This window comes from Sphingobacterium sp. BIGb0165 (assembly GCF_024810095.1).
Taxonomy (GTDB): Bacteria; Bacteroidota; Bacteroidia; order Sphingobacteriales; family Sphingobacteriaceae; genus Sphingobacterium; species Sphingobacterium detergens.
In genome coordinates, this window is the sequence record NZ_JANUEB010000002.1 from 145,603 (window position 1) to 165,855 (window position 20,253).

A 20,253-nucleotide genomic window follows, 5' to 3' on the forward strand; every position below is an offset into this window, starting at 1 on the left:
CAAAAGCCAAAAACTAGTCGCGGATTGAGGCAAATCTTTTTTTTGATGAGCCGATTTTTAAATTCTGTTTTCGATTAAGGCCCTGTATTTATAACCTTTGTATAGATGATAAGGTGTAAAATATGGTAAGTTCCCCTATCCCAAATTAATTCTTCTAGGTTTGACTTTGGCCGCCACTATATTTTCTTTTTCCTTTCTAGGTAGCCCATAAGGGGTTGGGTGATAGAATCTTGTTTCGGTTATGTGTTTTAAACAATTTCGATTTATTTCGTTTTTTAAGGAATATTAATTATTTTCGATACTATTATAATAAATAACCAAAGTAAAGGCTTGCTTTTTTAGACCTAATGCGTGAAATTCCTATCTATAATGAATTCTATGCATTTTTATATGATGTAAATCGGGCAAAATGTTTCTTAAAGGAAATTATATTCGAAACAATTGTTAACAGAAAGAAAACATTAAGTTAAGACAAACTTTTTGTTAAGAGTATACTTTTGTCCCAAATTGCAAATTAACAATTTACACTAATATCTATGTTTAGTATTAACCCTATCCAAATTAATCTAAGGCACTCATCCTCGAAAGTGCTATTTGCAGCGCTGGTAGTTGCTTGCAATCTGGATGTAGCTTCGGCAGCTGTCCCAATGGACAACAGTCAGGGAGTCACACATAATTTTAATCAGGGGAAGATTAAAATTAAAGGAAAAGTTGTAGATAGCAAGACACAGGAGCCATTGGCTTCGGTTTCTATTCTTTCAGGAGGTATCGCAAAGGCGACAACCGATCGAAACGGTAATTTTGAGGTCGATGTAGAAGTTGGTGGGAAAATACGTTTTCAACTAATCGGTTATGAAGCGCAAACAAAGACATTCGAAGCGACGCAAAGCAATCTACAAATTGCGCTAAATCCAACTTCTGCGGCGCTTGAAGAGGTCGTTGTGACAGCATTGGGGATTAAAAGACAAGAACGGGAGTTGGGTTATGCGACAACCGTTGTGAAGGGGGAACAATTGACGGACGCACTTTCCAATAACTGGAGTGATGCTTTATCAGGTAAAGTTGCTGGACTCAATCTGATGCGTTCGAATGCTGGGCCGACAGGATCAACTAAGATTATTTTGAGAGGGGAAGCCAATCTGAATGGAGACCCAGGGGCATTGATTGTAATAGATGGAGTTGTTGTAAATGATGGTAGTGGGCGTAAAACAGCTAATCAGGGCGAAAATACTTATGGAACAGGGTCAGATAATATGCCTGCTGATTATGGCTCAGGTATTGACGATATTAATCCTGAAGATATAGAGAATGTGACGGTATTGAAGGGGGCCAGTGCAGCTGCTCTGTACGGGCAACGTGGTGCAAATGGGGCTATTATGATTACGACCAAGTCTGGAGCGAAAGGTAAAAAAGGGATTGGTGTTACGGTGAATTCAAATACATCACTAGAAGCGATTAACAGGATGCCTGACTTGCAGTACGAATACGGACAGGGATTGGCCGGTTCAAATTATTACTCTTATGGAACGACAGAGGACGGAGCTAGTACGTCTGGAACAAGTTCGGCTTATGGTCCAAAATTCGATGGACAGTATTTCTATCAATATGACCCCGTTACCCAAAAAGTGGGGACGGAACGGACTCTTTGGCGTCCCTATGATAATTTGAAGACTTTCTTTGACGTTGGAAAAACATTTACCAATTCAGTAAGCATTGATGGTGGTACAGAGAAGACCTCCGCGAGATTTTCGGCAACAAATGTCAATAATACGTGGATTGTTCCAAATACGGGATACAAAAGAAATACTGTCGCGTTATCGGTAAATTCCAAGGTGAGTGATAAATTACAGATCAATGCAAAAGTAAACTATACCAATAAATGGTCTGATAATTTGCCGGGCGCAGGATATGGCAATCAATCTTTAATGTATTGGTTTATCTTCTGGCAACCCAATGCAGATATGAATTGGTTAAAAGATTATTGGGTACAAGGTTCGGAAGGGCAAAAAATTAAATATCCATTTTCTTCTTACCCTGAAAATCCCTTCGCCATATCAAGGGAATTTATCAATGGGATGAATAGGAACGGAATAACAGGAAACGTCCAAGCAAGCTATCAGTTTAACAAAAATTGGAATTTAATGTTGCGTAGTTCAATGGATATGGCCTATGAAAATCGCGAACAAAAACGACCTTATGATGCCGGCGCTAAAATGCCTTTCGGCAGCTATCGTACACAGTCAATTTTTTCACATGAAACGACTTTAGATTTCTTATTGAAATATGATAAAGATGTCAATAAGGATTGGAAGGTTTCCGCAACAGTTGGTGGTAGCACAAATGATAATCGCTACAATAAAGATGAGATGCGCGCAGATTCGTTGACTTATCCGGGAGTTTACACCATGGCCAATGCGAGAGGACAGGTTCTTAGTTTGCCTTATAAGAGCCATGAACAAAGAAATGGTTTTTATGGTTTGTTTACTGCAGCATACAAAAACTTTTTATACCTAGATGGTACCTACCGGATAGATTGGGCGAGTACATTAGCATCTGCTCTTGCGCCGGATAAAAAAACATACTTTACCTACCCATCTTTGAATGCGAGCTTTATTGCGACCGAAGTATGGAAATTACCTCGCATTATTAACTATGCGAAATTGAGAGGTTCTGTGTCCGGTGTTGGAAATGGAGGGAATAAACCTTATATGATTGATTTTTCTTATGAGACTGCTGGTCCGCAATACCCAGGAGGATTGCAGATTCCTTCAGTTATTGTCAATCCTTATCTACAACCATTAAAAACTCGTTCGGTAGAATTTGGAACTGAGGTTCGGATGTTTAAAGATCGTTTTGGCTTTGATTTGGCAGTTTATCAGAGTAATACATCCAATCAACAGTTGCAGCGTGTCGTTGATGCTGCAACAGGGGCGCGATTTAAAATGGTGAATGCTGGAGAAGTACGTAATAGAGGGATCGAGTTTGCAATAGACGGTATGCCAATCAAAAATAAGGATGGATTCAGCTGGAAGGTCTTTGCAACATTCTCGATGAATCAAAATAAAATCATGTCTTTGGCCGACTCAACCATGATTCTTCAAACTGGTCCCGTCGCTGGTGGGCAACTGGTGGCGAAAGTTGGCGGATCTATGGGAGATTTGTACGGAATTGGCTATCAAAGATCGCCAGATGGACAGATTGTCTATGATGCAAATACCGGTGTAGCATTATTGACAGATGAAGTAGTGTACCTAGGAAATACCATTCCAAAAGGGAAAGCCAGTTTAGGACATGAATTTAAATTTAAAGGTTTCCGCTTGAACTTATTGTTTGATGCACAATTTGGAGGAGTTTCCCACTCATTGACTCATTACAAATTGGCTGAGCAAGGAAAAACAAAAAATACACTTCCAGGAAGATATAGTGGAATCATAGGGAATGGAGTTGTTCAAAATGCAGATGGAACTTATCGAAAAAATGATGTCATTGCGACGGATATTGATGAGTACTACCGTTCTCATTATGGACAGGATAATGCTGAGGGTAGCACCTTTTCGACTAATTTTATCAAATTTAGAGAGGCCCGATTTGATTACTCTTTTTCCAAAGCTTTTGTCAATCGTTTAAAGTTACAAAAAGCATCTGTTGGGGTATATGGTAGAAATCTTGTGATCTGGTCCAATTGGCCAAACTTTGATCCGGAATTTGGAACATTGTCAGGAACAGATATTGTAAAAGGATTTGAAATTGCTCAGTTCCCCTCAACAAGAACTTATGGTGTTAATTTAGTTGTTGGATTTTAGTATTAAATCGTTATGAAATCATATATAAAACTTTTTGGATTAGGTGGCCTTTTCCTTTCATTGGCAGTCTTTTTGCAATCTTGTGATAAGAACTTTCAAGAGATCAATACAAACCCCAATAATAGTACAAATGCCTACCCATATCAATTTATGCAGGCCGCCTTTCGGGATGCTGTGGCATCCAATATGTCAAGAAATCGCTCATTTAATAATGAGTTAATGCAGGTCACCGTGAATATCGGTGATGGGGAATACCGAATCTTCCGTTATGATATTAGAAATACCGTAGCTGATGGGCCATGGAATTCTTTATATCCCGAACTGAATAATATTAATGAAATTTATAAGCTTGCGGATGGTGGAATGAATGATAATGCGTCCTATCGGGGAATCGCATTGATTATGAAGACCTGGGTATTTTCAATACTAACAGATACTTATGGTGATATTCCTTATAGCGAGGCATTAAGGGGACAGAGTGATGATATTCTCGAGCCGAAGTTTGATGCACAAAAGGATATCTACATGGATCTTTTTAAACAGCTTGATACGGCTAATACACTTTTGGCTAAAAATACAGCAATCAAGGGGGGATATGATCCCATATATGCTGGTAATATCAGTAAATGGCGAAAATTTGGTAACTCGTTATTTTTACGACTATTACTAAGAGTTTCGGGTAAACAGGATGCTGAAGTGGCTAGCTTTGTGAAAGCTAAGATTTCCGAAATTTTGGTTAATAATACGTCAACCTACCCGATTATGGCTAGTAATGATGATTCAGCAGTGCTTAAATGGACTGGGACAATCCCATTTGTTTCGCCATTTATGGATGTGCGAGCGCAAGATTTTAGAACTCCTTCCCTGGGTAGCTTCTTTATCGATAATTTGGTTGCATGGAATGACCCTAGGATAAATATTCCTACATACGGTTCAAATGGAGTAAATCGTTTGGGGGTGGCACCCGTGAGCGGTAATTTCGTCGGAGTTCCAAGTGGTTACGCTCCTGGAGAAGGATGGGAGAAGCAATCGTATTTCTATTCTTACGACCAAACAGTAAATAGTATCGCCGTGCGAACAATGATGAATGAACCATTGACTGGCATGATTATGAATTGCGCTGAATTGCAGTTTATTAAGGCGGAATTGGCGTTAAAAGGTTTCTATAATGATAAACCTGGGGATCTTTACAAAGACGGGGTTATGAAAGGAATCACAACTTGGCTTCCGACTTACACAGAGTCTATTGAAGACTATTTAAATAATGGTGATATAAATTGGGACGACAGTGACTCTTTTGAAAAAAAGATGGAGATGATTCATCTACAAAAGTATTATGCCTTATTATTTGTGGATTGCCAACAATGGTTTGAATTTAGAAGAACAGGCTACCCTAAATTGCCGAAAGGGACAGGCTTGAAAAATAATGGAGAAATGCCGGCCAGATTAAACTATCCAATTTATGTTCAGTCAGCAAATCCAACGAATTATAAGGTCGCTGTTCAATCGCAAGGCGGAGATGCGATTAGTACAAAGGTTTGGTGGCAAAAACCATAAGGTAATTTTTCCAGAAATTTTAATTAGCAGACAATGAAGAAATATATTCTTTACACAATAGTGAGCGTAATGGGAGTTTTGTCCCTCGGTTCATGTAGCAAAGATGGGAATTACCCGGGAGGGGTAATAAGTTCATATATAGGTATTTTTGATGTTAGGAGTATCTACAAAGGGCAATCAGTACAAATAAGTCAAGACAATTTGGATGGCTCCACGACGATTGCAGGTGTCGTAGTTTCAGATCATCGAGAAGGCAACTTCCCGGAAGGCTACTTAGTAATTCAAGATCGTAGGCGTTTGAATCAACTTCGGGGAATAACGATAGCCCTAGGAAAGACGGCTGAAAATTATATAATTGGGGATTCTTTAGAAATCGATATCGTAGGTAGTGAGTTGACCAGGGAAGATGGGGTTCTTCAATTAAAGAATGTTTTGGAATCAAATATCGTGAAAATTGCTTCCGATAGACCAATTCCCAATAATCGTGTTACGGCAAAAGATATTTTAGCAAATCCCGATAAATATGAAAGCACTTTAGTCGCGATTGTTAAAGGCGGTTTTAACCCTTTACCGGCAGCTGGAGATATTTTAGAGGGACAGAAGACCCTTAATGACGGTTTCGGAAATTTAAGTATGGTAACCAAATCATCCGCCAAATTTGCAAAAAAGAAACTAAGTGTTTTAGCGAATTATTTTGGCGTGATTTTTAATAAACAAGGTGCTGACGGTAATCTTGTCCCTTATGAGGTTTTACGTAGAGAATCAGATATTCAGGAGCTAAGTTCAGTGATTGAACATACACCTGTAGCTATTTCCGGATTTGCCAGTGATGTAAAAGGTAGTGATGGAAATTACGAATATATTCAACTTTTGGCAATAGAAGATATCGACTTTACAAAGACACCTTATTCAGTTATCGTTAGTAATAATGCTAATGCGTCGACTCCGACTGGGGTTCCGGTAAAAGGTTGGGCCACAGGGGGAATGCGAACCTATAAACTAAATATTACCTCTGGAACTGTTACAAAGGGCCAGTATTTCTACATTGGTGGAAAATATAAATTGATTAATGGTTCGAGCTCTACGGATATTTCAAATGCGAAATGGATCCTGAATTATGATTATGTTACCAAAGATGGTTTTGACGGCATTGGTAATAAAACGGGCGGTCTGATGGCGAATAGTGGTAATGCCTTTGGTATTGCGGTATTTAACACAACAACAGTTACAGAAGCAATCAAACCTGTAGATGTTATGTATATTTCTGGTGGAGGTGCATTAACCGATGGTACCAGAGGGTATCGGATTACCAACAACGATTATTATGATGTGATAGATCCATTGTCATTAAAGGCGCAGCCGTTTTTTATGGCAGGGACTAATAATATTTTCCTGAAATATAATACATCTGATGTGGGGTATTTTGTGAGTTTGGGTGGGGTATATAATACATCTCTGGCGAGATGGACTTCAGCTCGATCCCAGAATAATATTGAGATGACAAAAGCTTCTACGCTGACTGAAATCGAAAACGAATTATCTACGAAGATTGAACAATAAAAGAGAAATTGATCGTATAAAAGCCCTGTGTAGTGAAGACTCCACAGGGCTTTCTATTGTTGGCATATATTTTCTAAACTCCTCATAAAAAATCGTTATCTTCATAATAACTATAAACGAAGACTTATGAACTTAACAGACTTAGTTACAGGAGGAGTTGGCTCGAAAGCAATAGAAGCCATTTCTAAAATGACAGGCGTCAGTGAATCCAAAGCGAAATGGATTGTTGCGGCGGCTGTTCCTTTAATGATCGCAGCATTGAACTATAATGCGAAAAATAAAGGCCAATCGGAAAACATCGACAAAGCGATCGATCAACATAGCGGTGGAGGTATCTTCGATAAGATAGGTGATTTATTTGGTCAGAGTGGATCTGACGACGGGAACAAGATTGTCAACCATATGTTTGGGCAAAATACAGAGGTGGTGACGCAGAATATTGCTGATAAAGCTGGCATCAGTTCAGCGCAAGTAACAGGTGTTTTAGCAACGTTAGCGCCTATTGTCATGAGTTATTTAGGTCAACAAAAACAGGCGTCTAGTGGCGGTGGTATTGGTGACCTGATCGGATCTGTTTTGGGTGGTGGTGGACAGCAAGGTGCCGGGGGTGGTATGCTAGGGGGGATTCTCGGTTCATTTCTAGGAGGTGGACAGGAAGAGCCTGCACAAGAAACACAACAGGCTTCCACAGGCGGTAGTATGACTGATATGTTGGGCGGTTTGGCCGGCAGCTTCTTTGACAAAAGTAACGATGGTCAATCCAAAGGAAATATCCTTGACTCGATCGCAGGAATGTTTACGAAGTAAAGCAATCTTACAACATAAAAAAAGTCGGTACCCGATCAGGTACCGACTTTTTTTATGTTGTATTGAATTAATCTTCTACCGTTACTTTAGGTGGAAAATTCTTATGTTTTCTCTTACTGATTTTATCTACGTTGACTGGTTGAGGTACCTTTACATAGTATCCTGTACCATCATACTCCCGTTTATTCGGGCTTTCTTTGCAGGCAACCGAACAACAGCCGTCCATTTCCTCACCACAGTCATCGCATTGCGTGAAATGTTCATTACAGACAGGATTAGCGCAATTGATCATCTTGGTTGTCTGTTTGCCACAATTGAAACAGGTTGATACGACAGATGGATTGACCGAGTTAACATCTACTGTAACACGATTGTCAAAGACATAACACTGTCCTTCGAAATCTTCACCACCTGCTTCTTTGCCATATTTAATGATTCCACCATGCAATTGGTAGACATCCTCAAATCCCTCTTTTAACAATAGGGCAGAAGCTTTTTCACATTTGATCCCACCAGTACAATAGGTCAATATTTTTTTCCCTCTATATTGTTCAAGCTCTTTGATTTTTTCTGGAAACTCGCGGAAGTTGTCAATGTCCAAAGTCACCGCATTTTTAAAGTGACCTACATTATGCTCGTAGTTTGAACGCACATCTAATACAACGACATCTTCTTGGTCTTTCATCGCCAAGAAATCTTTTGGTTCCAGATGCACACCTGTTTGACGGTTTGGATCGATTTCTTTCGGATCTCTTAGGCCAGAGTGCACGATTTCAGCTTTGTAGCGACAGTGCATTTTGATGAAAGAAGGTTCTTCAACATGATCGATTTTAAATTCTGTTTTGTTAAAACGACCATCCGCATAAATTGCATCCATATATTGCTGACAAGCCTCAGTCGTACCCGAAACAGTACCATTCAAGCCTTCATCAGCGACGATAATACGTCCTACTAAGTCAAGTGATCTACAAAATTCAAGGTGATCAGTCGCAAACTGTTCTGCGTTTTCGATAGGGCTGTAACAATAGTACAGCAATGTTTGATATTGTGTCATGATATTCATTGATACCGCTGCAAACGGCGTTTAATGCAAAAATAAATTCACTGCAAAGCTACAAAAAATAATAAATGGAAGGAAATGACCTTCGTCACCTTTTCTTCAAAGGTTCCAGAAGATACTCCAGGCCGTTTAGCTTGATCTCATAAAGTGTGGCCAGTTGTTGACCTAATTTGCCTTTAGGGAACCCTTTTTGATTGTACCAGACCAAATAAGGCTCCGGAAGATTGCATAACGTGTAGCCTTGATATTTGCCGAAAGGCATTTTAACTGTTACAAGTTCAGTGAGGATTTCAGGATTTAGCATTAGTCTTGGGGTTTTCCGTAATTAATGCGGTACCAGATCACTTTTAAAGCGATGATCCCATGATTGAATAAATTGGGAATGGTGCCGTAATAGTGTTTGAAGATGGCGAAGCGTTCTTTTAGCGACTCCTTATGTTTCTGTTTTGACATCCCGCCCACGAGATAGCGCGCTACATATTGATGGGCATTAACAGATTTATTTGCCTTTTTAGCACAGCGAATGACCCAATCTATATCCGCGCATAGCTTATAATTGAGATCATACGGTTCTGCAATACTCCGTTTGATATAGATGGCCTGATGACAGATATTCATGCCATAACGAAAACTCTTCCAGTCGAAATTTGCAGGGACCTTATGTCTTCGTTCACCAATAAAAGCCCTATTGTCATCTATCAGTATCGTTTCACCATAGAGGATATCGGCATCATCACTGAGCTTTGCTAGGTTTTCGATGCTGTTGAGATCGTATATTTCATCGCCGGAATTCAAAAAGAGAACATAGTCGCCCGTAGCCAAAGCAAGGCCTTTGTTCATCGCATCGTAAATTCCTTTGTCTTTTTCAGATAATAAGACTGCAATTTTATCCTGATATTTTTGAATAACGGCTAAGGTGCCATCGGATGATTCCCCGTCAATGACGATATATTCAATATTGTCGTAAGTCTGGTTAACAACAGATGTGATGGTATGCTCAATATCCCGCACATTATTGTAAACGACAGTGATGATTGAAAATTTTGGATGAGCAGACATGTCTATTTATTGAATTTGTTAATTTTTTTCTTGAGGAATCGGATGCCTCGATTGAATAAAGAACCTTTCCGATGTGCGTAGAAATATTTGATAGCTTCATACCCTTGTACATTCTCCGCTATTTCGGTAGGGAAAGCATGTACAGGATGATCTGCTAAAGTGACCTGATAGGTTGATTCTGCAGCTGTATGAGTGCCGGAACCATCGTTACCTATATTCTGTGTCATCGAATTCCTCGGATACAAAACTAGTCCATTTTTTTTGAATACCGAAGCGTACCAACGTATTGCCCAGGAGTTGATCTTTCCCGTGCGAAGCTCCTGTACCTGCTTCCAAAAGTTCTCTTTTCCTTCAATACTGAACTGATGAATCTGTTCCTCCGAAAAATCGGAAACAAGCTCATCTATGTTGGGGTTGAAATGTTGCCAAGCACGATCCCATGTTGCCCAACCCCAGCTATTGGCGACCCGAAAGAAAAACGTTTCAGGAAGCTCATTCAGATTTTTTACCGGATAGCCGTAGCCACTGATCTGCATGACCTGTTCGTCCTCTTTATAGCGGTCTAGTGCTTTATTAAAGTAATCGAGGGCAAATGTTGATGTTTCAAGATCATCTTCTAAGACTATAATCTGTCCATGTTCTTGCACGACTTTGGTAACACCGTCAATGACATTCGCAGCCAGGCCCCAATTTTTGTCCCGCTCGACAATTTTGATCTGTTTAAAATACCAGGTTTTTTTTATAATCCGACGTACCTCTTCTACAGCCTCAATCGCGCGCTCATCTTTTGCCGCATCCGAATAAATATAGAGAATCGTCTGGTCAGCATACTTGTTTCTCTCAAGTGCTGCAAGTGTCTTTAGCGTATGTGCGGGACGATTATACACAAAGAGTAAGACTGGAGCAAGACTGTTCATCTATCAAAAAATTTTGTTAAAAGCTTTTTTATTAGCCTGGCGGGTATCACGGACTTTCATGGTCTTACCCAATAGTCTAAAAGCAATATTGAAATAACTTCCTGTTTCAAAAATACGACCTTTACCTAAAGAAGACAGCATTTTCTTTACGCTCGCTAATATCGCCATTGAGAAAGCTTTTGTAAACGTATAATTGATATTGCAATACTCCGTCAGATGATAGACGAATTCGCTCTTTAGAAAAGCTTTGCGATCTACCTGGCGCTGCTGTCTGTCGTGATAAGCCTTGGCATCTTCGGCTAATACAAATTTCAATCCATAATAATGGATGCGGTTGGCATAATCTTTATCTTCTCCATAATGGAAGAAAATTGGAGAAAAACCGCCGACTTTTTTGATAACGGCTTTTGGTATCAACCAAAAAGCAGCATTGACGAATGAGCAGGTTCGATAGGAATTTTCAAGCTGCGTATGCTTCGTATAGACTGAGAACCCATGGTCGAGTTTTTCCTCCGTACCATCGTAGTGGATGGGGGAAATAATTCCAATGTTTGTGGTGTTTACCTTGATCAGGTTGGCGATACAGTTCTGATCTATCCAAGCGTCCTGATTGATCAAAAATGCGTAGTCATAATCTTCCTCTAGAGCGATAGTCAATCCAATGTTGTTGGCTTTCCCAAAACCGAGGTTTTCGGGGCTTTCTATCAGTCTGACAGCAGGATAAGTTTCTTTGATGATACGGGTAGTATGATCCCTTGAGTTATTGTCTATAACAAGGATATCCGTTTGATGGCTTGATGCTAACAAACTGGGTATGCATTTGTGAATCCAAGGTTCAAAATTATAAGAAACGATTATGGTGAGAATCTTGGCCATCTATTTTTTTCGGATAACTGTGATGAAATAGCTGAATAACTCAAGTAGAATGCTTGGCTTAAAGATTCTATTGACGATAATATATGCACATACAGCGACAGCGATAGTACTTGCAAACCGAAGGTAAAGGTTGGCAATGGATGCGGTGGCGTAGTGTGCTGCTAAACAGCTGATGCCCGCTAATACAGCATATGAAAAAACATCCTGAATTAGATAACGGAATGAATAGGTCATATAGGGTTTAGCTGAAGCGTACCAGACAAATATCCATAAGGCATTTAATCCGGAGGTTAAGGCGATGAGCATTTCAATGCCAAGCGATTTGCCAAAGACTAAAATAGCGATTTGAAGTAAACCAAAAACAACGATATTTCGCATATAGATCTGGGACTTACCCTTGCTGATAATCAAGCTGGAGAAGACATTGCTTACAGAATCGAAAGCCGCTCCAATACAGAAAATTTGAAGAAAGATAGCACTTTGCTGCCATTTTTCGGTTATTGTAATCGTAATGAAGTCTTGTGCAACTGTGGTTAAACCAAATAACATTGGAAAAGCCAAAAAAGCAGTAAAGGAGATGAGCTTGCGGAATACACGAACCTGCCTGTCCTTATCGTCTTCTATCTCACGTAGGATAGGTTGTGTGACGTTATTAACCATATTGGTTAAAATAGACTGCGCCATTTGGCTCCATTTATTTGGTTGAACAGTATATCCTAGTTCTTCGGTTGTATAATGTTTTCCCAAAATTGCCGCATATATATTTTTATTAATATTGATAAAAATATTGGTAACCAGTATTTTACTGCTAAACCCTAGAATATCGCGGATAGGACTGAAATCAAAGGTAAATGAGGGCTTGAATTTGGAGAAATACCAAAAGCCAAGCATATTAAAACCACTATAGGAAACGATCTGGACTGCAAATGCCCAATAGGCATAACCTTTATAGGCTAAATATATACCAATTGTATTTGATAATATAAGGGCCAAAGTCCCGGTGATCACTCTTTCCTTGATCTTTAAATTGCGGAAAAGGTAGGCGTTATGTGCAATCCCGAAACTTCCTAACCAGAAGGATAGAAAGGTGAATCGACTGAGTTCAACAAGTACCGGCTGGTTGTAGTACAGGGCAATGAGAGGAGCTGAAAAGAATAATACAATATAAATAAATGTACCTATTCCAACACTTGTCCAGAATACGGCATTGTAGTCTTTATGTTGAACTTCTTTTTTATTGACAATCCCATACACAAATCCGCTCTCTTGAAATGCTGAGGCAAGAACAGAGAATATGGTAATCATGGCTACTAAACCGTAATCTTCTGCTGTTAGTTTACGATTTAGTAGAATGCCGAAGCCGAAGCCCAAAAACTGCTGGATGATACTGGCCATACCACCCCATAGCAATCCTTTTGTTGTTTTTGATTTTAAAGAGTCATTTCCCGTTTGCGATGACATGCTAAATTAAATGAGCGGCAATATTAAAGTATTGCAATTGTATTCGCAAATTCTTTTAAGGAAACATCAGTCGGATTGATATCAGTAATCAAATAGGAAATATCACGTAGGGGTACCACTTTCATTTTTTGAACGGAATTAAGTTTTTCCGCAATACTGAGAATAGCAACCTTCTTAGAGCATTTGATCATTGCACGTTTGATCTGAACAACTTCCCAGTCTGAATCCGTTACCCCATCTTCTACAGAGAGTGAATTGGTTCCCAGCAAGCAAAGATCTACTTTTAGGTCTGCCAATTCATTGGCTACCTGTGCACCTGATACAATGTTTGTATTACGTGAAAGCTTTCCGCCAACCAAGATCACTTCAAGATTTGGCTTTTCAGCTAGTTCCAATGCAACTAATGGGCTGATCGTGAAGAATGTACATTGAAGGTGGTCAGGGATTGTTCGCGCCAGTTCAATCAAGGTCGTTCCCCCGCCGACCAATACAGTCATACCATTTGAGATCAATGAGCTCGCCTTCTTGGCAATTTCTTTCTTCGCTTCTTTAGCGTAGACATTTCCGTCCTGAAAAGGAAACTGAAAAGATTTGGAAAGCGCTCCACCGTAGACTTTTAAAACTTTGCCATTTTCTGCAAGCTCGTTCAAGTCACGTCTGATCGTATCTTCGGATACATTAAGTTGGACACTTAAATCTGAAGATAAAACTTTGTTATGTAGATTGATCTGATGTATAATAAATGCTTGTCTTTCTTCCTTTAACATTGGTCTTTGGTTTTAATCGGAGTTATTAAACTAGTTGAAAAAAAATCAGTTTAAATGTAGTGAAAATTATTCTTCCTTTTTATCAATTTTTGTTAAACCCGCTTTAAAGCGAGGTTTGAATCCTGTAGGTTTGCTCGTTGCAGTTTGTTCCTGTGTTGTATTATCGTTCTGTTGCAGTTCATCAGTCGGATTGGCCGTGTTGCTGTCAGTTGGTGTTGCTTGTGGAGCAGGGGCAGCTGCCTGCTCTTCGCTTGTATCCTCTGCTGAGGGAACTACTGTCGATGGAGAATCAGTACTTGCTGTCTTGGTTACACCAGCTTTAAATCTTGGCTTAAATCCTGTAGGCTTCGGTGCTTCTGTTGCCGAACTTGTCGAGGCCTCCGTTTGTGAGGCTGTATCTTCTGTAGCAGTGCTATGTACAGCTGCTGAAGATGTTGTCGCATCAGTTGTTTTCGTCACACCGGCTTTAAAGCGAGGAGTGAACCCCGTTGGTTTAGCTATTGCTGTTTCCTGCTCACCGGGTTCCTTTTGCTGCTTGTCAACAGTGTGCTCTACTATCGCGGGCTTTGTTTGTGAAGAATCCGCATTTTCTGTTTTCGTTACACCGGACTTAAACCTAGGCTTGAAACCTGCGGGTTTGTTTGCTGCGGTTGTATCCGTTGCAGCGGTATTCTCCTGTTGTGGTTCAATGGATGGATTGGCAGGCTCACCTTCAGCTACCTTCGTCACACCCGGCTTGAACCGTGGTTTAAACCCTGTCGGTTTAGCCGTTTCTGGCGCAGTGTCGTTCGACAAATCTGTAGGTGCGGACGTCTCCTCGGCTGAAGTCGCTGTGTTTTTAGTGATCCCTGGTTTAAAGCGCGGCTTAAATCCTGCGGTAGAATTTGCAGGTTCTGTTGTAGGTTCCTCTTTCTGCTCAGCAGGTTCAGCAGGAGTTGTTGCCTTAAACCGAGGTTTGAAACCGGCAGGTTTTGCGGCAGTGGCATCTGTTGCGGCTGGAGTCGTCTCAACAGGATCTGTTTGGATCGGTTTTTTGATAACCACCACTTCTTCTTCCGCCAGATGGTAGCTTTTACGAAGCTTGTTGAACCAAAACTTCTTGCTATGATCAAAGCTTTTCTCGCCCATAGCAGAATAGTGTGCTCTGAACTCTTCAAATAAAGGTTCATCTGCAGCTTTTAAAGCTTTTAAATCAATTTTCTTTTTCGTGAAAAATTCTTCAAAAGTCATCCTGTTACGAGTTTGATATAGTCTATTACAAATGTAGTAATTTTTCTGACGGCGCTGAGAGGCCTTGCTATAAAAAAAGAGCGACATGCGCTCTTTTTAGATATTTTGTGAGATAAACAGCTTATGCCATATTATGGTATACCGCCTGAACATCATCATCCTCTTCGATTTTATCAATCATCTTTAATACATCTGCCGCTTGTTCTTCAGTAATGTCAGAGTGTGATAAAGCAATACGCTCCAACTTTGCCGAGCTTACTTCGATACCTTTCTCTTCCAGCAATTTTTGCATATTACCGAAATCTTCAAAAGAAGTCTGAACGACAGCAACATCATTGCCTTCTTCATCAGCTTCAACGTATAATTCTTCCAAACCACCATCGATAAGCTCCAGTTCCAATTCTTCAAGATCCAATTCGTCTGTAGCTGCAAAACGGAAAATAGACTTGCGATTGAAAATAAAATCCAAGGATCCTGTTTTTCCCAATGAACCCCCGGCTTTGGTAAAATAGCTGCGGATATTTCCTACGGTACGGTTGGTATTGTCTGTTGCTGTTTCGATCAAAACCGGAACACCATGTGGGCCATAACCCTCATATACATATTCTTCGTAGCCTTTTGAATCTTTCTCTGAAGCACGTTTTATAGCTGCTTCGATACGATCTTTAGGCATATTTACAGCCTTAGCATTATGTATTGCTGTGCGAAGTCTCGAGTTGGTTTCAGGGTGAGGGCCGCTTTCTTTAACCGCCATAGCGATCTCTTTACCTAAACGTGTAAATTGCACGGCCATCTTAGCCCAGCGTTTGAATTTCCGCTCTTTTCTGAATTCGAAAGCTCTTCCCATTGTTATATTTTGTTTTTAAGATTCTCAATCATATCGACTGTCATCTTCTGGATGTCAAATTCTGGCTTCCAGTTCCAGTCTTTACTTGCGTATGAATCATCCAGACTTGCAGGCCATGAATCGGCAATCTGTTGTCTTGGGTCATTCTCTACGTAAGAGATTGCAAAATTAGGAAGAATTTTTTTAATTTCTTGTGCGAGTTCTTTTGGAGTAAAAGTAATACCACCAAGGTTATAGGCGTGGCGGATGCTCAGACTTTCCTGTGGCGCGTCCATCAGCTCAAGTGTTCCGCGGATGGCATCTTCCATATATAACATCGGTAATGCTGTATTCTCGGATAAGAAACATTCGTAAGTACCTGTTTTGAGCGCCTCATAGAATATATCAACAGCATAATCTGTCGTTCCACCTCCCGGTTCTGTCTTCCACGAGATAATACCTGGATATCTTACGCTACGGATATCCAATCCGCGGTGCTCCTGATACCATTCGATAAGACGTTCACCTGCAAGCTTACTGATTCCATAGATCGTATTTGGATCCATAACACAGTATTGCTCCGTATTTACTTTCGGTGAGTGTGGTCCGAAGACGGCAATGGAACTTGGCCAGAATATTCTTGAAACTTTATATGTAACAGCTAGGTCAAGCACGTTGAGCAATCCATTCATATTAAGCTCCCATGCTTTTTCAGGATATTTCTCTCCTGTTGCCGAAAGCATGGCTGCCAATAAATATACTTGAGTAGGTTTATATTTTTGAAACAATATGTCAAGACCATTTTTGTCAAGCACATTTGCAATTTCAAAATTCTCGTCGGGGCTTTTTATTTGTGGTTCTCTGATGTCTGTGGTGACAACATTTTCTGCACCAAATTTTTTACGCAGAGCGATTGCCAATTCAGTACCGATTTGGCCGTTTGCACCAATGATAATAATGCTTTCTTTCATGATGCAAATATAACGGCTTTTCAGTATCTAGCAACTGTTTGATGCAAAGGACAGTCTTCTAAAAATGTTAATTTATAGACTCTTGGCGCTGTTTTTATGAGATTTTAAACCGTTTCAATCGTTTGTTCTGTTTTTTTGAACGAGCAGCGAAAATTTTTATTTTTTTTGAATTATCGTTACTTCAATTTTTTTAGGTCAAATATTGCGGTTTGTGCTCAATATTTTTTTGATCAAGGCTGAAAAAACGGAGTCGTTGTGACTTTTTTAGCAGAATAAGCTATATTTTGTTATTTTAATATTGTAATTGGGGAATATTTTTTAAATTTGAAGAATTCATTCTTCAAGAATCAACTAAAAACAAATCAAATAACAAATTTTATATACACAATTTAAACACAGACAAAAATGAAAGTGGCAGTAGTCGGCGCAACAGGCCTTGTAGGTACTGAGATGCTAACCGTGTTGGCGGCGCGAAATTTCCCAGTAACAGAATTGATTCCAGTAGCTTCAGAGCGTAGCAAGGGTAAGGAAATTGAATTCAAGGGAAAGAAGTATAAGGTGGTTACACCATCTGAGGCTATTGCTTTGAAACCTGATGTTGCATTGTTCTCCGCAGGAGGTGATACGTCTAAAGAATTTGCACCAAAATTTGCAGAAGCTGGGATTACAGTTATTGACAATTCTTCAGCGTGGCGTATGGATCCGACGAAGAAATTGGTCGTTCCAGAAGTAAATGGCGATGTGCTATCTGCTGATGACAAGATCATCGCAAATCCAAATTGCTCAACTATTCAAATGGTAGTGGCGTTAAAACCATTACACGATAAATATAAAATTAAGCGTGTCGTAGTTTCGACTTATCAGTCCGTAACAGGCACAGGAGTAAAAGCTGTTAACCAGTTGATGGACGAGCGCGCAGGTAAAGAAGGCGAAAAAGCTTATCCTTATCAGATTGATTTGAATGTCATTCCACATATCGATGTATTCCAGGAAAATGGCTACACCAAAGAGGAAATGAAAATGATTTTGGAAACAAACAAAATCATGCGTGACGATTCAATCAAGGTGACTGCAACAACTGTGCGTATTCCAGTGATGGGCGGACACTCCGAATCATTGAACATTGAATTTGAAAATGACTTTGATCTAAATGATGTACGTGCTGCATTAGCTGCTCAAAGCGGTTGTATCGTTGTTGATGATCCTGCTAATCTTCAATACCCGATGCCAAAAGATGCTCATGGTAGAGATGAGGTTTTTGTAGGACGTATCCGTCGTGATGAATCGCAACCGAATACGTTAAATATGTGGGTAGTAGCAGACAACTTGCGTAAAGGTGCAGCAACAAATGCTGTTCAAGTTGCTGAACTATTGGCAGAAAAAGGATTGATCTAACTCAAGTAGATTCCATAATATTGAGCCCCCATGTAGTAATTCATGGGGGCTCTTTTTATAGATACATTTATGATTTCCAGGAGGACAGGCATTTTTCAGCCAGGTCCGATAAATCTTTTGCTATGGAGTCAAAGTCTTTGGCAAGATGGAAAAATCGATCTTATCATTCAATGGTACATAGCTGTTTTTTTCCTGCTCTTCCAGGCGGTCAGGAAATAATATGCCGAAGAGGTGATCCGTTTCATGCTGGAAGATTACTGCGGTAAACCCTTCAATATTTTCTTCAATAACTTTTCCCTCCTTATTGATGTATTGTAAACGGATCGCGTAGCTCCGCAAAACGTCTTCTTTGCGATTAGGGATGGATAGACAGCCTTCCGCACCCTTCCGTTTTAGCTTTGAACGCCACAGGATTTTTGGGTTTACATAAAACTCGAAAGGTTGCTCCGGTTTGTCAAACCGTTGTACCCAGATCAGGTTTTTATTGATCCCAATTTGAGGTGCCGCTATTCCTACCCCTGGATGATTTGGATCCCGAACGGTTGCAAACATCCGCTTTGAAAGTGTTTCTAACAGTGGGTCATTGTACTTAACATCACTGCTTGTCGCTTTCAATACCTTTAAATCTTTTTCATCGGTAGTTTGCAATACACGAAGAAGTGTGTTTTCATTCCCTGATAGAATAATCTTCTTGTCAGCTTCTGTAAATTCCTGCCCGGCATTCAGGTTGACCGGTCGTTCATTCTTCGCTTTATGAAAGGCTTTTTCTCCTGCCATAATTTTTGTTTCTAAATTGTTTTCTACTGGGGGAACTGGACATCGATAGCCGTTGCTGTAGGCGCAATAAGGATTGTAAGCCTTATTAAAATCTATCTCAATGGTACTGCCTTTGATGTCATCTGTGGACAGGTCGATATACCGTCCACCACTATAACTCTCCTGACCGTTTGTCTGATCTAAAAATGGTAAAAATAAATGTTTTTTGTAGGCAGGATTTTGAAATAAGGCCACACTTTGGTAAATATTTAATGTCCTTTCAGCCCCATTCAATTGAAATGTCACAATCGCATAGCGTTTGTATTCATTGCTGGTGCCGTCATAGGTGGGCATACGAAATACAGGTTCATCAAATAAGACCTCTATTTTTGCTTTAGCTTTATAGTTAGGGCTAATAGGAAAGTAATCTAAAGATGCTACTTGATCGGCTTTCAATGGGCCAAATTGTTCTTTGGCTAATTCCAAAGCCTTTTCCTTGCGCTGGGCCAAAATTTGTTGCTCATAATTGCTCTGCGCGTGACCATATAGGCAAAATGCAACAAAAAGGCTGGCAATAACTGTTTTTCTCATTTATCTTTTAAATAGTCTATCAAAGTTATAGCTTTTTTAGTGAATTGAAGTTTTACACAATAAAAAATAAAAAAATGATGACACTTTATGGGCCTATGCCAGGTAGAAGCAGAATCTCAATACGCATATCTTGATACTCAAATCTAAATTGTACTTTTGTAAAAAACGATTTTCCATGAGGTTAATGGCATTTGATTACGGTACAAAACGAATTGGGGTTGCGGTTACGGATCCGATGCAAATTATTGCTACGGCACTGACAACAGTTCACCCACAGGATATTTGGACTTTTCTAACGGATTACCTCCAAACGGAACAGATCGAAACATTCGTTGTTGGTAAACCCAAACAACTGGACGGATCGGATTCGGAGTCAGCTTCGCATGTGGTCGGGTTTATGCGCAAATTGAAAAAGACCTACCCCACAATTCCGGTTGTGGAAATTGATGAACGGTTTACTTCTAAAATGGCCTCTGCTGCCATCGCTCAAAGTGGAAAGAAGAAAAAGGACCGTCAACAGAAAGGCCTGGTAGATACAGTCTCAGCGACAATTATCTTGCAGAGCTATATGGAAGGTCGGAACTTTTAAATACGAATTTTATCGTATGGGCCGTTAG

General features: G+C 40.0%; 17 protein-coding genes. 6 read left to right on the forward strand and 11 right to left on the reverse strand.

Features of this window, described 5'->3' with window-relative positions; all coding sequences use genetic code 11:
• The first annotated feature begins 536 nt into the window (after positions 1 to 536).
• The 4 genes from M2408_RS04435 (at position 537) to M2408_RS04450 (ending at position 7,727) form a co-directional block, all read left to right on the forward strand.
• Complete coding sequence (locus tag M2408_RS04435; protein WP_259179626.1) at positions 537 to 3,803, forward strand: SusC/RagA family TonB-linked outer membrane protein; 3,267 nt, start codon at positions 537 to 539, stop codon at positions 3,801 to 3,803.
• A gap of 12 nt (positions 3,804 to 3,815) precedes the next feature.
• Positions 3,816 to 5,360, forward strand: a complete 1,545-nt coding sequence (locus M2408_RS04440) for a SusD/RagB family nutrient-binding outer membrane lipoprotein (protein ID WP_259179628.1) — start codon at positions 3,816 to 3,818, stop codon at positions 5,358 to 5,360.
• 33 nt (positions 5,361 to 5,393) lie between these two features.
• Entirely contained in the window at positions 5,394 to 6,920 is a 1,527-nt protein-coding gene (locus tag M2408_RS04445) for a DUF5689 domain-containing protein (protein ID WP_259179630.1), read from the forward strand.
• 126 nt (positions 6,921 to 7,046) lie between these two features.
• Positions 7,047 to 7,727 carry a DUF937 domain-containing protein gene (locus M2408_RS04450; protein WP_259179631.1) on the forward strand — a complete coding sequence of 227 codons (681 nt, stop codon included), beginning with the start codon at positions 7,047 to 7,049 and terminating at the stop codon, positions 7,725 to 7,727.
• A 67-nt stretch (positions 7,728 to 7,794) separates the two neighbouring features.
• On the opposite strand, the gene M2408_RS04455 is transcribed toward M2408_RS04450, so the two are convergent.
• From M2408_RS04455 to M2408_RS04500, 10 genes are all read right to left on the reverse strand, one after another.
• Positions 7,795 to 8,781 (reverse strand): rhodanese-related sulfurtransferase, encoded by a 987-nt coding sequence (locus tag M2408_RS04455; protein WP_259179632.1) that lies wholly within the window; start codon positions 8,779 to 8,781, stop codon positions 7,795 to 7,797.
• A 94-nt stretch (positions 8,782 to 8,875) separates the two neighbouring features.
• The gene (locus M2408_RS04460; protein ID WP_046673143.1) at positions 8,876 to 9,091 is read right to left on the reverse strand and encodes a DUF3820 family protein; all 216 of its coding nucleotides are present in this window, start codon (positions 9,089 to 9,091) and stop codon (positions 8,876 to 8,878) included.
• The gene (locus M2408_RS04465) at positions 9,091 to 9,846 is read right to left on the reverse strand and encodes a glycosyltransferase family 2 protein (protein ID WP_259179638.1); all 756 of its coding nucleotides are present in this window, start codon (positions 9,844 to 9,846) and stop codon (positions 9,091 to 9,093) included. Before M2408_RS04465 ends, M2408_RS04460 begins: the two co-directional genes overlap by 1 nt.
• Positions 9,847 to 9,848: 2 nt before the next feature.
• On the reverse strand, positions 9,849 to 10,763 hold the full coding sequence (locus M2408_RS04470) for a glycosyltransferase (RefSeq protein WP_259179639.1): 915 nt from the start codon (positions 10,761 to 10,763) through the stop codon (positions 9,849 to 9,851).
• A 3-nt stretch (positions 10,764 to 10,766) separates the two neighbouring features.
• Positions 10,767 to 11,639 carry a glycosyltransferase family 2 protein gene (locus M2408_RS04475; protein ID WP_259179640.1) on the reverse strand — a complete coding sequence of 291 codons (873 nt, stop codon included), beginning with the start codon at positions 11,637 to 11,639 and terminating at the stop codon, positions 10,767 to 10,769.
• Positions 11,640 to 13,100: a lipopolysaccharide biosynthesis protein gene (locus M2408_RS04480; RefSeq protein ID WP_259179641.1), complete on the reverse strand. Its 1,461-nt coding sequence runs from the start codon at positions 13,098 to 13,100 to the stop codon at positions 11,640 to 11,642.
• 23 nt (positions 13,101 to 13,123) lie between these two features.
• The gene (locus M2408_RS04485; RefSeq protein ID WP_120260408.1) at positions 13,124 to 13,867 is read right to left on the reverse strand and encodes a DeoR/GlpR family DNA-binding transcription regulator; all 744 of its coding nucleotides are present in this window, start codon (positions 13,865 to 13,867) and stop codon (positions 13,124 to 13,126) included.
• A gap of 66 nt (positions 13,868 to 13,933) precedes the next feature.
• Complete coding sequence (locus M2408_RS04490; RefSeq protein WP_259179643.1) at positions 13,934 to 15,097, reverse strand: hypothetical protein; 1,164 nt, start codon at positions 15,095 to 15,097, stop codon at positions 13,934 to 13,936.
• 121 nt (positions 15,098 to 15,218) lie between these two features.
• The gene (locus M2408_RS04495; protein ID WP_120260406.1) at positions 15,219 to 15,944 is read right to left on the reverse strand and encodes a YebC/PmpR family DNA-binding transcriptional regulator; all 726 of its coding nucleotides are present in this window, start codon (positions 15,942 to 15,944) and stop codon (positions 15,219 to 15,221) included.
• A 2-nt stretch (positions 15,945 to 15,946) separates the two neighbouring features.
• On the reverse strand, positions 15,947 to 16,894 hold the full coding sequence (locus tag M2408_RS04500) for an NAD-dependent epimerase/dehydratase family protein (RefSeq protein ID WP_120260405.1): 948 nt from the start codon (positions 16,892 to 16,894) through the stop codon (positions 15,947 to 15,949).
• A 405-nt stretch (positions 16,895 to 17,299) separates the two neighbouring features.
• On the opposite strand from M2408_RS04500, the gene M2408_RS04505 reads away from it, so the two are divergent.
• A complete protein-coding gene (locus tag M2408_RS04505; RefSeq protein WP_108634677.1) occupies positions 17,300 to 18,289 on the forward strand; it encodes an aspartate-semialdehyde dehydrogenase in 990 nt (329 codons plus the stop codon).
• 120 nt (positions 18,290 to 18,409) lie between these two features.
• Here the strand turns inward: M2408_RS04505 and def are convergent, their stop codons facing one another.
• Positions 18,410 to 19,636: a peptide deformylase gene (gene def, locus M2408_RS04510; protein ID WP_259179645.1), complete on the reverse strand. Its 1,227-nt coding sequence runs from the start codon at positions 19,634 to 19,636 to the stop codon at positions 18,410 to 18,412.
• A 175-nt stretch (positions 19,637 to 19,811) separates the two neighbouring features.
• On the opposite strand from def, the gene ruvX reads away from it, so the two are divergent.
• Complete coding sequence (ruvX, locus tag M2408_RS04515; RefSeq protein WP_120260402.1) at positions 19,812 to 20,225, forward strand: Holliday junction resolvase RuvX; 414 nt, start codon at positions 19,812 to 19,814, stop codon at positions 20,223 to 20,225.
• Positions 20,226 to 20,253 lie beyond the last annotated feature (28 nt).

Bases quoted from the DNA above. Each gene is read 5' to 3' on its own strand.
- M2408_RS04445 (WP_259179630.1), top strand. From the start codon at position 5,394: ATGAAGAAATATATTCTTTACACAATAGTGAGCGTAATGGGAGTTTTG.
- M2408_RS04460 (WP_046673143.1), bottom strand. From the start codon at position 9,091: ATGCTAAATCCTGAAATCCTCACTGAACTTGTAACAGTTAAAATGCCT.
- M2408_RS04450 (WP_259179631.1), top strand. From the start codon at position 7,047: ATGAACTTAACAGACTTAGTTACAGGAGGAGTTGGCTCGAAAGCAATA.
- M2408_RS04465 (WP_259179638.1), bottom strand. From the start codon at position 9,846: ATGTCTGCTCATCCAAAATTTTCAATCATCACTGTCGTTTACAATAAT.
- M2408_RS04495 (WP_120260406.1), bottom strand. From the start codon at position 15,944: ATGGGAAGAGCTTTCGAATTCAGAAAAGAGCGGAAATTCAAACGCTGG.
- def (WP_259179645.1), bottom strand. From the start codon at position 19,636: ATGAGAAAAACAGTTATTGCCAGCCTTTTTGTTGCATTTTGCCTATAT.
- M2408_RS04440 (WP_259179628.1), top strand. From the start codon at position 3,816: ATGAAATCATATATAAAACTTTTTGGATTAGGTGGCCTTTTCCTTTCA.
- ruvX (WP_120260402.1), top strand. From the start codon at position 19,812: ATGAGGTTAATGGCATTTGATTACGGTACAAAACGAATTGGGGTTGCG.
- M2408_RS04490 (WP_259179643.1), bottom strand. From the start codon at position 15,097: ATGACTTTTGAAGAATTTTTCACGAAAAAGAAAATTGATTTAAAAGCT.
- M2408_RS04500 (WP_120260405.1), bottom strand. From the start codon at position 16,894: ATGAAAGAAAGCATTATTATCATTGGTGCAAACGGCCAAATCGGTACT.
- M2408_RS04470 (WP_259179639.1), bottom strand. From the start codon at position 10,763: ATGAACAGTCTTGCTCCAGTCTTACTCTTTGTGTATAATCGTCCCGCA.
- M2408_RS04475 (WP_259179640.1), bottom strand. From the start codon at position 11,639: ATGGCCAAGATTCTCACCATAATCGTTTCTTATAATTTTGAACCTTGG.
- M2408_RS04505 (WP_108634677.1), top strand. From the start codon at position 17,300: ATGAAAGTGGCAGTAGTCGGCGCAACAGGCCTTGTAGGTACTGAGATG.
- M2408_RS04480 (WP_259179641.1), bottom strand. From the start codon at position 13,100: ATGTCATCGCAAACGGGAAATGACTCTTTAAAATCAAAAACAACAAAA.
- M2408_RS04485 (WP_120260408.1), bottom strand. From the start codon at position 13,867: ATGTTAAAGGAAGAAAGACAAGCATTTATTATACATCAGATCAATCTA.
- M2408_RS04435 (WP_259179626.1), top strand. From the start codon at position 537: ATGTTTAGTATTAACCCTATCCAAATTAATCTAAGGCACTCATCCTCG.
- M2408_RS04455 (WP_259179632.1), bottom strand. From the start codon at position 8,781: ATGACACAATATCAAACATTGCTGTACTATTGTTACAGCCCTATCGAA.